The sequence below is a fragment of the Agarivorans sp. Toyoura001 genome, from assembly GCF_005405585.1.
In the GTDB taxonomy this organism is placed as follows: domain Bacteria; phylum Pseudomonadota; class Gammaproteobacteria; order Enterobacterales; family Celerinatantimonadaceae; genus Agarivorans.
In genome coordinates, this window is record NZ_BJEQ01000008.1 from 73,635 (window position 1) to 89,030 (window position 15,396).

14 protein-coding genes are annotated in these 15,396 nt (G+C 43.4%); 1 reads left to right on the top strand and 13 read right to left on the bottom strand.

Going from position 1 to position 15,396, the window contains the following annotated elements; translation table 11 throughout:
• Nucleotides 1–7: 7 nt before the first annotated feature.
• Together FFR00_RS11355 and FFR00_RS11360 are read right to left on the bottom strand one after the other, a co-directional pair.
• A complete protein-coding gene (locus tag FFR00_RS11355; RefSeq protein WP_137673517.1) occupies nucleotides 8–694 on the bottom strand; it encodes a DUF2786 domain-containing protein in 687 nt (228 codons plus the stop codon).
• 158 nt (nucleotides 695–852) lie between these two features.
• The gene (locus FFR00_RS11360) at nucleotides 853–2,544 is read right to left on the bottom strand and encodes a mechanosensitive ion channel family protein (protein ID WP_137673518.1); all 1,692 of its coding nucleotides are present in this window, start codon (nucleotides 2,542–2,544) and stop codon (nucleotides 853–855) included.
• Between the two features lie 213 nt (nucleotides 2,545–2,757).
• Here FFR00_RS11360 and FFR00_RS11365 point away from each other — a divergent pair, with 213 nt between their 5' ends.
• Complete coding sequence (locus tag FFR00_RS11365; protein WP_137673519.1) at nucleotides 2,758–3,588, top strand: outer membrane beta-barrel protein; 831 nt, start codon at nucleotides 2,758–2,760, stop codon at nucleotides 3,586–3,588.
• Between the two features lie 38 nt (nucleotides 3,589–3,626).
• On the opposite strand, the gene trpB is transcribed toward FFR00_RS11365, so the two are convergent.
• From trpB to atpE, 11 genes are all read right to left on the bottom strand, one after another.
• Nucleotides 3,627–4,850: a tryptophan synthase subunit beta gene (gene trpB / locus FFR00_RS11370; RefSeq protein ID WP_137673520.1), complete on the bottom strand. Its 1,224-nt coding sequence runs from the start codon at nucleotides 4,848–4,850 to the stop codon at nucleotides 3,627–3,629.
• 154 nt (nucleotides 4,851–5,004) lie between these two features.
• Nucleotides 5,005–6,366: a bifunctional UDP-N-acetylglucosamine diphosphorylase/glucosamine-1-phosphate N-acetyltransferase GlmU gene (gene glmU / locus FFR00_RS11375; RefSeq protein ID WP_137673521.1), complete on the bottom strand. Its 1,362-nt coding sequence runs from the start codon at nucleotides 6,364–6,366 to the stop codon at nucleotides 5,005–5,007.
• 90 nt (nucleotides 6,367–6,456) lie between these two features.
• A complete protein-coding gene (viaA, locus tag FFR00_RS11380) occupies nucleotides 6,457–7,896 on the bottom strand; it encodes an ATPase RavA stimulator ViaA (protein ID WP_137673522.1) in 1,440 nt (479 codons plus the stop codon).
• A gap of 3 nt (nucleotides 7,897–7,899) precedes the next feature.
• Entirely contained in the window at nucleotides 7,900–9,549 is a 1,650-nt protein-coding gene (locus FFR00_RS11385; RefSeq protein ID WP_137673523.1) for an ATPase RavA domain-containing protein, read from the bottom strand.
• 198 nt (nucleotides 9,550–9,747) lie between these two features.
• Complete coding sequence (locus tag FFR00_RS11390) at nucleotides 9,748–10,173, bottom strand: F0F1 ATP synthase subunit epsilon (protein ID WP_137673524.1); 426 nt, start codon at nucleotides 10,171–10,173, stop codon at nucleotides 9,748–9,750.
• A 31-nt stretch (nucleotides 10,174–10,204) separates the two neighbouring features.
• Complete coding sequence (gene atpD / locus FFR00_RS11395) at nucleotides 10,205–11,581, bottom strand: F0F1 ATP synthase subunit beta (RefSeq protein WP_137673525.1); 1,377 nt, start codon at nucleotides 11,579–11,581, stop codon at nucleotides 10,205–10,207.
• Nucleotides 11,582–11,618: 37 nt separating this feature from the next.
• Nucleotides 11,619–12,482, bottom strand: coding sequence for a F0F1 ATP synthase subunit gamma (gene atpG, locus FFR00_RS11400; protein WP_137673526.1), 864 nt, complete (start codon nucleotides 12,480–12,482; stop codon nucleotides 11,619–11,621).
• Nucleotides 12,483–12,511: 29 nt separating this feature from the next.
• On the bottom strand, nucleotides 12,512–14,053 hold the full coding sequence (gene atpA, locus FFR00_RS11405) for a F0F1 ATP synthase subunit alpha (protein ID WP_137673527.1): 1,542 nt from the start codon (nucleotides 14,051–14,053) through the stop codon (nucleotides 12,512–12,514).
• 14 nt (nucleotides 14,054–14,067) lie between these two features.
• On the bottom strand, nucleotides 14,068–14,598 hold the full coding sequence (atpH, locus tag FFR00_RS11410; RefSeq protein ID WP_137673528.1) for a F0F1 ATP synthase subunit delta: 531 nt from the start codon (nucleotides 14,596–14,598) through the stop codon (nucleotides 14,068–14,070).
• A gap of 19 nt (nucleotides 14,599–14,617) precedes the next feature.
• Entirely contained in the window at nucleotides 14,618–15,091 is a 474-nt protein-coding gene (atpF, locus tag FFR00_RS11415) for a F0F1 ATP synthase subunit B (RefSeq protein ID WP_137673529.1), read from the bottom strand.
• A gap of 34 nt (nucleotides 15,092–15,125) precedes the next feature.
• Nucleotides 15,126–15,380 carry a F0F1 ATP synthase subunit C gene (gene atpE, locus FFR00_RS11420; protein ID WP_137673530.1) on the bottom strand — a complete coding sequence of 85 codons (255 nt, stop codon included), beginning with the start codon at nucleotides 15,378–15,380 and terminating at the stop codon, nucleotides 15,126–15,128.
• Nucleotides 15,381–15,396 lie beyond the last annotated feature (16 nt).

Below are 15,396 nucleotides of genomic sequence, written 5' to 3' on the forward strand. Positions count from 1 at the left end.
GGGCAAGTTAATGCTGACGTAACAAAGTGGGTCCGCGTGCACCTTCAACCGGGCGATTAACCGACAACTTACGACCTTTCTTTATACCGGTTTGAAAATCAGGGGTTAACTGGCCCATTGAGGCTTTAATTTTAGCTTTAAAGGTTTCGCGATCTAACTTCTCAAACATTTCATCTAAGTAGTCATCCATATGCTCGTTGCGGCCATCGGTAACTAAGTCAGGCAGTTTTTCTAGCGCACCTTCTAACCATCCGGCAGTAAACGAGGCAACTCTGCGAGCAAGTGTTACGTTGTCGGTACCCGAACCAGCAAAACTATTACGGAACGACCCTACTTGCTGGTTCATTTCTCGGTAAACGATATCAAAAGCAAAAGCGGCAAATACTGCGCGTTCAGCTAAACCTACAAATTCAGCGCGTTTTAAGCCTTTGTGATTAATTAATACCGCTTCAACACCAAAGCGGCCATTAATACCGCGAATAATACGCAGGATGTTTTCACCAACATTGGCAGGCAGTAAGGTTTGGGTAGAGGTTTTGCCCATTTGAATCAGCTCAATATCGGCTTGATCTAAACCGTGTTTAAGCATTAAACGGTGGGCCATACGAATAGCTTGGGCGGCCTCATGAACATTTGAGGAGTTACCCAATTCTAAACACTTGGCAATTTTTTCTAGGGCACGTTGACGACTCACGAAACGGCTATAACCTCTGCTCAAAAATGAAGCGCTATTTTACTTATTTTAGCCAAATTTTCCAGCTATTCACGCAGCAAGATAACAGACCAAAACAAAAGGGCTTGGTAACAATCACCAAGCCCCTCGTCTAATCCCTTAAAAAGGAACGATAAGTACTATTTTTCGATTTGAGCAGCCTCTGCCGTGGCAGGGTAAAAATGCACATCGCGCTGCGGGAATGGAATAGAAATACCATCGTTGTCGAAGCGCATTTTAACTTCTCGAGTAATATCCCAGTACACATCCCAGTAATCGTCGGTTTTAACCCAAGGGCGCACAATAAAATCTACCGATGATTCGTTAAGTACGTGTAACTTCACCATTGGTTCTGGCTCTGGTAGCACCATTGGGTGTTTATCTAACAGCTCTTTAAGTACCGCTTCTGTTTTTTCAATATCGTCGGAGTAACCAATACCAAAAACTAAATCTACACGGCGTAACTTTTGAGCCGTCACGTTTTTAATCACGTCTCCCCAAATTTTACTGTTAGGTATTACTAAGGTTTGGTTATCAATGGTTAAAATGGTGGTTGATACCAAATTCATGCTTTTAACCTTACCAAATACACCACCTCCTACTTCAACCATGTCACCTACATCGTAAGGGCGATAGATTAAAATCATCAATCCAGCGGCAAAGTTACCAAGAGTATCTTGCAAAGCAAAACCGATAATGAAACCGGCCACACCTAAACCCGCCAAGATAGGAGCCAGCGAGATGCCCACCTGGGCTAGCGCGAACAAGATACCTATAATAATCACAATCCGCGCTACTGAAGAAATGATCATGTCTTTCATTAAAGATGATAAGTTCAGCTTTGATGAATCTAAACTCTTGGTCATTAACTTACGCACTAAGCGCGATAACGAACGGAACAAGTAGTAAATAGCCACCAGCAAAATGAGTTTAAAGATCCACTCACCACCATGCTCTACAAAATACTCAGTTAAGCGGTCAACCCAACGTTTAGCAATGCCACCAAGAATATTCACATCCAATACGTCAGTAGTGATTTGCCCGCCTAGCTTAAGTAAGGTTTGCTGATAGAACGAAGCATCAAAACCCAACTGAGTGAGTAAATCTACAGTAAGTTTAAAACTAACCCCAGCAACAGCGAGCTGCTCGGTAACCACCGCTAATTGGTCTTTTAAACTTTGGTCTTCAGGGGTAATTTTAATTAGCTTGCCTAACTCTTCGCGCTTTTTACCCACTAAGCCCACCATGCCTGAGAACGACTCTGCACGCGTGTATAGGTGGTCAACGGTATATTGCTTCTCGCTGGCAACATCAAAGCCTAGCGCTTGCTGATTAATAATTTGCTGAACCATGGCGGAATAAATTAAATCAGCACTTGATAGGTGTTCTATATAAAGCTGAAACGCTTTAATGCTATCTGCTTCTTCTTTGGCATAGTCTTCGTTAAATTGCTTTTGTTGCTTCTCAATACCGCTAACCAAATCTTGATTGTTTTGATTAATGATTTGCTCAACTTCAGCCAACACTTGCTTATCCGCTAGCCCTAGCGCATTTTGCTCGATCAAATATTGAGATAATTGATTTATGGTTTCAAAAGCATGCAAGTGTCGTTCTAACAAGCGATGTGAAATAGCGGCTTGTTCAATGGTAGAGACGGTATCTTGATTGGCTCTAATACGTTCAATCCGCTCTTGCTGGCGCTGATACTTATCCAGTAGTAGAGAAGCTTGATCGCTCCCTGATTCTTGAGCGTAAACCTTATGTACTGGGGATGCGAGCAGTGCAACACCCAAGACAATCGCACTCCAATAGCGCATTAGTTCCTTTAACATCTTCTTCTCCAGCAAATCTATTAGCTTCAAAGCCAAACCACAGTGTTAATTAAAACACTCAAACAAAGTACAACTGTAAGCTAATAATAGAGACTTGTTAGTATTTTACTATCAGATTTAAGCGCTTATACTAACAAATAGCTCACATTGATAGTGACTAAGGTAGAAGTAGCCTAATCGGAAGCTATTTCAAGCTCGTTACAAGGACAGTATATGAAAACCAAGCAGTGGCTTTGCCTCGCCGCGTTAACAACAATGATTAACGCCCCCGTGAATGCTGGTGAATGGGTGATAAAAGCCGGTGGTTTTTGGGCTCAAACCGATTCTTCTATGACCACAAAGACACTATTAGATAGAGATTTAACTCTTGATTTTGAAGATACTTTCAATCTAGAAGAAGAACAATTCCTTCCATTTGCCCAAATAGGTTACCAGTTTAACGACCGCCACCATGTTTTTGCTGACTGGAGAAGGCTACATCGCTCTGCGCAAACCAAAGCTGTAGGTGCTATAGAATCGCTTCCAAATTTTCCTGAATATGGCATTGCAGCAGGAGCAAGTATAAATACTCGAATGGATATAGATGTACTGCGTGCGGGCTATGGTTATTCTTTTTATAAAACCGAACGCGTGGAGATAGGCGGCTCACTGGGCTTACACGTAATGTTCATAGAAATGGGTTTTAGCGGAGAAATAGCGGGGTGTGTTGAAAACAACGGCCAATTGATTTGTGAGAGTACCAGCACAAGTGGCGAGGTAGTAGATGAATCAATAACCGCTCCTTTACCGGATATAGGATTTTGGGCAAGTTATGAATTTGCTGATGATTGGACAATTGCAGCCCATTCAGAGGTATTTTACATAAGCCTTGATAATGTTAGTGGGTACTTAACAGACCTCAACGCTACGATATCTTACGCCATTTCGCCAAACTGGGATGCTGAGATAGGTTATAACTATTACCAAGTAGGTGCGGATTGGGACGAAACCTCTCTTAAGTACAAATACCAAGGCCCTATGTTTAACGTGGCTTATAAGTTCTAAAAAACTGGCCACAAACCTTTAGTTTGTGGCCAAACTATTTATATCAGTGACGCAATACCATATTGCTTACCGTAGTTCTCCACCACAAAGTCGATATCTTTATCGCCCCTGCCTGACAAGTTAATCAAAATTGTTCCTTTAGAACCTTTCTTGGCGAGGTTAATCGCATGAGCAACCGCATGGGCCGATTCAATGGCTGGAATAATGCCTTCTAGTCGCGACAACTCAAAAAAAGCATCTATCGCTTCTTTGTCGCTTACCACTCCATATTGCACGCGGCCGAGGTCTTTCAGGTAAGCATGTTGTGGGCCTACGGCTGGGTAATCTAAACCACTGGCTACCGAGTAAACTTTCTCTGGTTCACCTTTATCATCTTTAAGCATATAGGAGTGAAATCCATGCATTGTGCCTGGTTCACCTTTAGTTAGGGTGGCAGCATGCTCGCCCACTTCATCTAAGCTTCGGCCTGCGGGTTCACAACCATGCATGGCCACGTTACTGTCTTCTAAAAAGGCGCTGAACAAGCCCATAGCATTTGAACCGCCGCCTACACAAGCCACCAAATGGTCTGGCAGTTGGCCTTTCATATCTTGAAACTGCTGACGCGCTTCAATACCAATAATCGATTGAAAATCGCGAACCATCATTGGGAATGGGTGAGGACCAACCACCGAGCCAATAGCATATAACTGAGTATGCGGATCAGCCATATAAGCCTGGAAAGCACTATCTACCGCTTCTTTAAGGGTTTTTCGGCCATGAGTTGCAGGAATAACATTAGCGCCGAGGATACGCATTCTCACCACATTAGGGTGCTCTTTTGCAATATCCACTTCCCCCATATGAATATCACACTCTAAGCCTAATAGCGCAGCCGCCGTAGCCAACGCTACACCATGTTGGCCAGCTCCAGTTTCGGCAATGACTTTAGTTTTTCCCATTTTCTTAGCGAGCAGTACTTCGCCCAAGCAATGGTTAATTTTATGGGCTCCAGTATGGTTTAGATCTTCTCGTTTAAGATAAATGTCACAACCATAGGTTTGAGAAAGGTGTTGAGCATGGAAAATAGGGCTAGGGCGGCCAACATAATCTTGATACAAACGGGTTAATTCAGCTACAAACTCAGGATCTTGACGAATCTCTTGGTACGCCTGGTTAATATCGTTCATCACCGCTTGTAACTCGGGTGGAATAAAGCTGCCACCATACTCACCAAAGTAACCTTCGCTATTTGGTAGCGTGTGCTCAAACTGTTTATTCATGGTCTATCCCTACAGACAAAAGCCTAGTTATACCTAATAAAAGTAAGGATTTATGTGCGCTAGTTACAGCTTCAAAGGATTCAATTTTTTATAAAATGGTCCCTAAAACAAAAAAAGCGACCTAAGGTCGCTTTTTTAACAGAGTATTAATTAGTTAAGACTTTTTAACTGGTCGTTGCCAACCGCTAATATTACGCTGTTTGGTACGAGAAATAGCTAAGGTTTCTGGCTCTACATTGCTGGTAATAGTAGACCCAGCCCCTACCGTTGCGTTCTTACCCACGGTAACTGGCGCTACTAACTGAGTATCACTGCCAATGAATACGCCATCTTCAATAATGGTTTGAAACTTGTTTACACCATCATAGTTACAGGTAATCGTGCCGGCACCAATATTCACTTTTGCACCCACCGTAGTATCACCTAGGTAAGTTAAATGCCCCGCTTTAGAGCCTTTGCCTAATGTTGATTTCTTCATTTCTACGAAGTTACCCACATGAGCGTCTTGCTCTAATTTAGCGCCAGGGCGTAGGCGAGCAAATGGACCCGCTGAAGCATCAGCCGCTAAGCTCGCTTGCTCAATAATGCTGTTAGCCTTAATGGTTACGTTATCGCCAATCTCACAGTCAATTAAAATGGCATTCGCTTCGATAGTGACATTGTTACCAATGGTAACTTTACCTTTAATAATAACGTTGATGTCGATGAAACAATCGTTGCCAATACTTAACTCGCCACGTAAGTCAAAACGATTAGCATCGGCTAGGCTCACGCCATCTCGCAATAACTGCTCCGCTTGCCCTTTCTGGTAGGCACGCTCTAAGCCATTAAGTTGAACCCGGTCATTTACCCCTTGAACTTCAACAATAGAGTCTGGTTGAACCGCTTGTACCACGTTGCCTTCTTTCGTCGCCATTTCAATAATGTCGGTAACGTAATATTCACCCTGAGCATTATCGTTACTTAACTGAGCTAACCAACGGGTAAAGTCATTGCTGTTTGCCACTAGCACACCAGTATTTACTTCGGTAATAGCCAGTTGCTCTGGAGTGGCATCTTTATGCTCTACAATCGCTGCTACGCTGCCGTTTTCACGCACAATACGTCCATAACCAGTAGGGTCAGCTTGGTCAACCGTTAGCAAGCCAATACCATTGTTAGGTAAAGCTTCAATCAAACGTTGAATGGTTTGCTCGCTAATCAGTGGCGTATCGCCATATAACATCACAACCGGCTGATTAGCAGCGAAGTGAGGGGCCGCTTGTTGCATCGCATGGCCTGTACCTAACTGCTCAGCTTGTACTACCCAGTTTAAACTTGGGTCTTGGATTTGCTGTTGAATTAAATCGCCGCCATGGCCGTAGATAAGGTGAATGGCATCTGGTTTCAGTTTTTTAGCGGTATCGATAACATGTTGCACCATTGGTTTGTCTGCTAATTTGTGCAGAACCTTAGGTAATGTTGAACGCATCCTTGTTCCTTTACCCGCAGCCAAAATCACGACACTAAAGTTCATTTTGTTTCCTTTTTTACGGCTAATTTTTCCCAATTAACCAATCTGATTCGATAACCTAACAAGTGTAAGCGAAACTGATTCGCTTTGGAATTAGCGTTTAAACAAGCGCTGAATGGGTGAGCGAGTGTAGTCCCACAAATGATCGAAAATTTGCATTAGCTCTGGATTACCGTAGCTAGATAAGTTTAAGGCATGAAAACGGTTTTTCTCTGCTTTTAGCTGCTCGATTTTTTGCGTCAAGGCTGCTGGTGGCGAGGGAGCAATAAAATCTGATAGCACCACTAAATCAGCATTTTTATATTTGTCATCGAGCATCTGTTCGATGGCTCGTTCAAGCGCAGACGGCATATCTGTGCCGCCATGAAAACTATAAGACAAGAAATTGAGGACTTCTCGCAGACCATCTTTTTTAGTGAGTTCGTAGGTAATGAGTTCGGTAGAAAACATCACTACATAGCAATCGCGCTCTTCCGCCAAGGCTATCTGCATCAAACCATAAGCCAGAGCTTTAGCGCATTTCTCAGGGAAACCTTCCATAGATCCCGAGCTATCAATAGCTAAAATAAACGGGCCTTTATCTAACATGGCTTGTTCAGCAGCTTTTTTGTGGGTTTTTACTTTGCGTAACTTACGCTGCTTACCCTGCATATGGTAATTCATTAATTGATGATCGACTAAGTGCTTATAGAAAATCACTTCGAGCTCAGGGTAGGCCAAAAACATGGTTTCATTGGGCAGTAATTTGGACAAATCATTACCTTCATGAATCCCCACAATATCGTCGGTAACTTGATCTAACTGTTCTTCAACCAGCTCAAGTTCTTCCACTGGAGCTTTGGAACTATTAGGGTCACTTACTTGGTCAGCCATTCTTCCCAGCTGCTCAGCTATTTTTTGCAAACCCTTTTGCCCTTTTAAAAAAGCGGCAAATTGCTGAAGCAGATTGACTTCAGTTTTACTGAGTTTAGCGGCAGCCATATCCCACAGACGGCCAAGTTTATTAGCGTCGCCAGACTCTGTCATTTCAGGCATCGCGTTTAAGGTATCAACTCGCTGATAGAGATCAGTTAACAAGGCTTGTTTGTGTTGTTTCACTTCATCACTTTGGGCTTGCTTAAGCTCAGCGGCAATGCTTTCAAACCATTGGTTGCAAAAGTAACTCTGAAACATAGGGCTGTAACGATGATGAGGGTGGGCGGCTAATTCGCTGGCTTTACCAAAGAAAGCCGAACAAACGCTGAGTTGTATAAGAATATCGTCCAGCCGTTTTACAAATTCAGTGCTTTCTAATTCAATAGACAATTGATAGAGCGCGATCTCTTCGGCAAACTTTTCTTCAATAGTCACTTGACCAAGTTGAGCGCGAATTTGGTTTTTCCATTTGCTCACTTGGCTTTTCATTGCACTTTGAATACCAGGGCTAGATTCTGCAATCATCATTAGCTGCGGGCGCATCATCACTTCACGCACCGCTTCGTCAAGCAGCCCCGACTCGGCCAACATAACCCCAAATTGCAGGCTATCTAGCATAGATTATTCAAAAAACTCGTTAATATTGCGCATTCTGTAAGCCTGCTTGTCCAATAACTCACTCACTGCATTCACCATTTGATCCACTTCCATTAAGCTTATTTCAATCGCTTCAGGGAGTTGGTTAGCAATGAAATTATGCGGTAAAGCCCCGTGAAATTGACCACGACAACGCTTCAATTCAAATTCAGCTTGTTTGATGGTAGCCAATACCGCGTCAATTTGCTGCTGCCAACCTTTAACCAGCTCTTCTGCTAAAGCTTGCTGTTTAGCTAAACCGAGTAATAGCGGTCGGTTGGCAATATCTTTAATCACCAGCTGGTGGTTGATATCAATCTCAAATTGTAGTCGACATAATTCAGAACCTTGGTTAATTCGACCCAGCATTTCACAACTGCCGCTTTTTATTTTCTTAGTAAACTCTGCTGCATCAACGTATACCCAACGCGTTTCACCTTTATCTTTTTCACTCACCGCTAGGTTGCTTTGCAGAACCACTAACTTAAACAATTCACCGCCATGTTTGTTGGCGTAACGTTTAGCGTCGCCAAAATCAAACTTGTATTGGTCTTTGCGCAAACCAGAGTCATGGGTGAACTGCACACGCAGTTGCTCACAAATATCGTCTACCGTAGCGTTATAGTGGCGCTCTGCGCCCTCAGCAAGCTCTTTAAGCTTAAGCTGGTCAAAGGCATGATTAACCGCATAATCACTGATACAGGTCTGTACAAATTGCCGATCTTCTAAGTTATGCCACAGACAGTCTTGTAGCAGGATGAGATCCAATGGATTGATTTCTGAACGACCATTAAAAAACGCACTGGTTTGCAGTAAGTGAACCGACTTTTTCCAGCGCCTGTCCGATACATACAAATCGCTAATAATGGTGGCATCGCCTGCAACTGGTGAGCCTTGTTCAATCAGGCCTTTAATCAGGTACATTTTTTCAAAAACGCTATCGCTCATGCTTACTTGGCCAAGTTGATTTTGCCAAGCTTGATACTCAGAATCCTTAATCACTAAGTGTTCAGGAATATCCTGCAGAGTTTGGTTGTCTAACAGTAGCGCTTTAAAGTTATCTTTGTGCTGAATGCGGTTTACAAATACCCGCAGTAACATACGGTCATAAAGTGCTTCTAAGCCGCTGTCTTCTTCGGGTAATTCGTTAGACGCAGAGATAAGTAAGCGCATCGGTACCGGTAGGTTTTCATAGCTATTTCTAAAGGTACGCTCGTTAACTACGGTAAGTAGGGTATTAAGAATTGCAGGTCCGGCTTTCCAAATTTCATCGAGAAATACGATATGTGCAGTGGGCAAGTAACCTTCGGTTAAACGCACATACTTGCCGTTATCTTTGAGTTCTTGAATCGATAAGGGGCCAAACACTTCTTCTGGCGTAGAGAAGCGAGTCATTAGATAATCAAAAAAGCTTTGGCTTTCAAACGCTTTAACTAAACGTTTGGCAATCATGCTTTTGGCAATGCCTGGCGGACCCAATAGGAATACGCTCTCTCCCGCTAAGGCCGCTAACAAACATAACTTAAAGCTTTCTTCACGCTCGTAAATGCCCGCCGAAAGGGCCTTAATAAGGCCTTGAATACGCTCCGACAATAACGCTTTATTAGCCTGATTTAATGGCGCAATTGTTGCCATAACCATCCTTTGCCTTTTGGTCGCAAAGCTCTCGCTCTGTCAACCAACTATTGTAAATGTACTAATTAACACTGTTAACTAGCGGTCTGTATTAAAACCTATAGTAGCGGGTAAATTGCGATCTTTCGTTGATGTTAACATCATTTTACACAGACAAAAAAGGCGCTCTGAGAGCGCCTTTTTATTATCAAACTAAACCTATCGGATGTTTTTTCCGAGGATTTCGATAACCTGAAGTTGAGCCATCGCTTTGGCTAATTCAACTTGAGCTCTCGCAAAATCCACATCGCTGTTTGGATTGCTAATGCTTTCCTCAGCTGCTTGTTTAGCTTGCTGGGCTTTGGCTTTATCGAGCTCGTTGCCTCGAATCGCGGTATCAGCCAGTACGGTTACATTTCCTGGTTGTACTTCCAAGAAACCACCCGAGATGTAAATCACCTCTTCGTGACCGTGCTGTTTTACCATGCGAACCATACCAGGCTTAATTGGGGTTAGTAGTGGAGCATGACCATGCAATACTCCTAACTCACCCTCTTCACCGGTTACTCGTAGATGTTCAACGCGACCCGAGAAAATCTTCTCTTCGGCGCTAACCACGTCCAAGTGAACTGTCATCGCTGCCATTTCAGCCTCCTGTTACGCCAATTGGCGAAGCTTACATATTTTTGGCGCGCTCAAGCACGTCATCAATATCGCCTGCATACAAGAACGCTTGCTCTGGAATATCGTCGTAATCGCCAGCCAATAGGCCTTTAAAGCTACGGATAGTATCTTTAAGCGGAATAAGTTTACCTGGGTTACCAGTGAAAACTTCGGCTACGTGATAATCTTGAGTTAAGAATTTCTCAATCTTACGCGCACGAGCTACGGTTTGTTTGTCTTCTTCAGACAATTCATCCATACCTAGAATCGCAATAATATCTTTCAATTCTTTATAACGTTGTAGTACACCTTGAACGCCACGAGCAATGTCGTAGTGCTCTTGACCAACCACTAGTGGATCTAACTGACGAGAGTTTGAATCCAATGGGTCAATGGCAGGGTATAAGCCCATAGCAGCAATGTTACGGTTTAGAGTAACGGTTGCGTCTAAGTGAGCGAAGGTGGTTGCTGGAGATGGGTCAGTCAAGTCATCCGCAGGTACATATACCGCCTGGATCGAAGTAATCGAACCAGTCTTAGTAGATGTAATACGTTCTTGAAGAACACCCATTTCTTCAGCCAATGTTGGCTGATAACCTACCGCTGATGGCATACGACCTAATAGTGCAGATACTTCAGTTCCGGCTAAGGTATAACGGTAGATGTTGTCGATGAACAACAATACGTCTTTACCTTCGTCACGGAACTTCTCAGCCATAGTCAAACCAGTTAACGCTACGCGTAAACGGTTTCCTGGTGGCTCGTTCATCTGACCGTAAACCATGGCTACTTTATCTAGTACCCCGGCTTCTTCCATCTCGTAGTAGAAATCGTTACCTTCACGAGTACGCTCACCAACACCAGCAAACACAGATAAACCTGAGTGTGCTTTAGCAATGTTGTTGATTAACTCCATCATGTTTACGGTTTTACCTACACCGGCACCACCAAACAGACCAATTTTACCACCCTTAGCGAATGGACAAATCAAGTCGATAACTTTAACGCCCGTTTCTAACAATTCGTTAGACGTAGCTTGCTCTTCGTAAGAAGGAGCAGCACGGTGAATTTTGTAGCGCTCTTCAGTCTCAATTTCACCTTTGTGGTCAATTGTATGACCTAGTACGTTCATAATGCGACCTAGGGTGGCTTCACCCACAGGTACTTTAATCGCGTCACCAGTATCAACCACTTCTAGGCCGCGACGAATACCTTCCGATGCACCCATACAGATACAACGAACTACGCCACCACCAATCTGCTGTTGAACTTCAAGTACGAGATCTTCGCCTTGAACTTCTAGAGCATTGTATACCTTCGGTACACTGTCATGTGGAAATTCAACGTCCACAACAGCGCCAATTACTTGGACGATGTTACCGTTACTCATGTTGATTCCTCTAAATATTTTTGCTTAATGCCTCGCCTTAAACGGCTGCAGCTCCCGCAGAAATTTCGCTCAATTCTTGAGTAATTGCTGCTTGACGTTCTTTGTTGTAAATCAACTGAAGATCGTCAATTAAATTACCCGCATTGTCGGTTGCCGCTTTCATTGCAACCATTCGTGCAGCTTGTTCACAAGCGAGGTTTTCTACCACACCTTGATAAACTTGAGATTCGATATAACGTACCAATAAACCGTCGAGTATCTCTTCGGCACTTGGTTCGTATAAATAATCCCAACTGCGAGACGCAATTTCTGGGTCATCTGCTTTAGGCAGCGGCAATAATTGGTCCATTGTTGGTTCTTGTACCATGGTGTTAACAAAATGGTTATACACCACATAAATGCGATCCAATTTGCCTTCATCGTAGGCTTCAAGCATCACTTTTACGGTACCGATTAGCTCTTCAACGGTTGGGTTATCACCCAAGCCTGAGTTTTGAGCTACCACATTGCCACCGTGGTTATTAAAAAATGCGGTTGCTTTTCCGCCAATAACGGCTAAATCAGCTTCTACACCTTTATCTTTCCACTGCTGCATGTCTGTAACAACTTTCTTAAACAAGTTAATGTTTAAGCCGCCACACAGACCGCGGTCAGTAGACACCACGATGTAACCAACACGCTTAGCTTCTCGTTCTACAGCATACGGATGCTTATATTCGAGTTTACCAAGCGCGATATGACCAATTACTTTGCGCATAGCTACTGCGTAGGGGCGGCTGCTTTCCATGCTGTCCTGAGAACGACGCATTTTACTCGCTGCAACCATCTCCATCGCTTTGGTAATTTTTTGAGTGTTTTTAACACTACCAATCTTACCTTTAATTTCTTTAGCGCCGGCCATATCTATTCGCTCCTATTCGTCAGGGTTGATTACCAAGATTGCGTAGATTTAAAGCTTTCTAACAAGCCTTTAATCGAAGCTTCAATCTCGTCGTTGTAATCGCCTTTTTCGTTAATAGACGCCAATAGATCAGCATGCTCGTTGTTAGCGTAAGCTAGCAACGCGGTTTCAAAATCAACAATCTTGTTAATTTCGATATCCATTAAGAAACCTTTTTCCGCTGCGTATAAACCTAGCGCCTGTTCAGCTACAGATAATGGGCTGAATTGCTTCTGCTTCATTAGCTCTGTTACTTTTTGGCCATGGTCTAACTGCTTACGGGTTGCATCATCTAAGTCAGATGCAAACTGAGCAAATGCCGCTAATTCGCGGTATTGCGCCAGTGCGGTACGAATACCACCAGACAGTTTCTTAATAATCTTAGTTTGTGCAGCACCACCAACACGAGATACCGAAATACCTGGGTCAACCGCCGGACGAGTACCAGAGTTAAACAACTGGCCTGTTAGGAAGATTTGACCATCGGTAATCGAAATTACGTTGGTAGGTACGAATGCAGATACGTCACCGGCTTGAGTTTCAATAATCGGCAATGCCGTTAATGAACCTGATTTGCCTTTAACTTCACCTTTAGTGAACTCTTCTACGTATTTCTCGTTAACTTGAGACGCACGCTCTAATAGACGAGAGTGAAGGTAGAAAACATCACCAGGGTAAGCTTCACGACCAGGAGGTCGACGTAGTAGCAATGAAATTTGACGATAAGCAACAGCTTGCTTAGATAAATCATCATAGATGATTAACGCGTCTTCACCGCGATCACGGAAGTATTCACCCATAGTACAACCCGCGTAAGGCGCTAGGTATTGTAATGCGGCTGAATCAGAAGCAGATGCTGCAACAATCGTGGTGTATTCCATTGCGCCATATTCTTCTAACTTACGAACAACGTTCGCGATAGTTGAAGCTTTTTGGCCAATAGCAACGTACACACACTTAATGCCAGAGCTTTTCTGGTTAATGATGGTATCTACAGCGATAGCTGTTTTACCGATCTGACGGTCACCAATAATCAACTCACGTTGACCACGGCCGATTGGAATCATAGAGTCAATCGCTTTAATCCCTGTTTGCACAGGTTTGTCTACCGATTTACGTTCCATTACGCCAGGTGCAATCACTTCGATTGGTGAGAAACCATCGTTGTCTACTGCGCCTTTACCATCAATTGGCTCACCCAGTGTATTAAGAACACGTCCTAGCAGGCCACGACCTACTGGAACTTCCAAAATACGACCAGAACTTTTAACTTTATCGCCCTCTGCTAAATCAGCATAAGGACCCATTACTACAGCACCAACAGAGTCACGCTCTAGGTTTAATGCGATAGCATAACGGCTACCAGGAAGCTCAATCATCTCGCCTTGCATTACATCGGCAAGACCATTAATACGAATAATACCATCACTTACAGAAACGATAGTACCTTCGTTACGAGCTTCACTGACAACTTCGAACTGTTCAATTCTTTGCTTGATCAGTTCACTTATTTCAGTGGAATTCAGTTGCATACTCTATTCCCCAATTACGCTTGCAGTGCGTCGGATAGTTTTGCCAATTGCCCTTTTACAGAGCTATCAATCACTAAATCGCCAGCGTGAACAATCACTCCGGCCATTAGCGAGGCATCAACACTACAGTTAAGCTTCACTTTGCGTGATAAACGCTGTTCCAAGGAAGCACTAATTTGCGCTTGCTGCGCGGCATCTAGTTCTGTAGCAGAAATAACATCAGCTGTTATCTCTTTAGCCAATTCGGCTTTGTACTCCAAAAACAGTGCTAACACAGCAGGCAACGCGTCTAAACGTGCATTTTCAGCCATTAACTTAATTAAGTTAAGGCCATACTCGTTAAGCTGCTCAGCACATACAGTGGTAAATAAATTAACCAAAGTACCTGCAGATTCCTTTTTCAGTTGCACAGAAACATGCTCGTTGGCTGCCACTTCGGCAACAAACGCTAACATTTCAGTCCACTCATCTAAGGCTTTGTGCTCAACGGCAAAATCAAACGCAGCTTTAGCGTAGGGACGAGCAATGGTGGTTAAATCAGCCATAAGCTCTACCTTTTATCCCTTATTTCAGCTCAGCGACTAGCTTATCAACAATATGCTTGTTGGCTTCTTTGTCGATTGAACGCTCAAGAATTTTCTCAGCGCCAGCGATGGCTAAAGCAGCAACTTGTGCACGTAACTCTTCGCGAGCACGATTACGTTCTGCTTCAACTTCAGCATTACCTTGAGCAAGAATTTTCTCACGCTCTAGGTTAGCCAACTCTTTTGCTTCGTCGATGATTTGAATTTTGCGCTTATTAGCTTGCTCAACAATCACAGCAGCTTCCGATTTAGCATCTTTCATTTGCTCAGACGCTTTCGCTTGAGCTAATTGAAGATCTTTACCGGCACGTTCAGCGTCAGCTAAACCATCCGCAATTTTCTTTTGACGAGCTTCAATCGCGTCGATTAATGGTGGCCATACGTATTTAACGCAGAACCAACAGAAGATCGCGAACGAAATTGCTTGTCCAAACATGGTTGCATTGATATTCACAACGACACCTCCCTATTTGTTAGGAATCGAAGGATTAACCTAACAAGGCAACAAACGGGTTAGCGAATACGAAGAATAACGCGATACCCACAGCAATCATTGAGATCGCATCTAGTAGACCAGCAATAATAAACATTTTAGTTTGTAGTGCAGGGGCTAGCTCAGGTTGACGGGCTGATGCTTCTAATAATTTACCGCCTAAAAGTGCAAAACCGATAGCAGTACCAAGAGCGGCCATGCTCAGCATGATTGCAACAGCGATAATAGTAAAACCAACAACAGTTTCCATGAATTTCTCCAAAAGT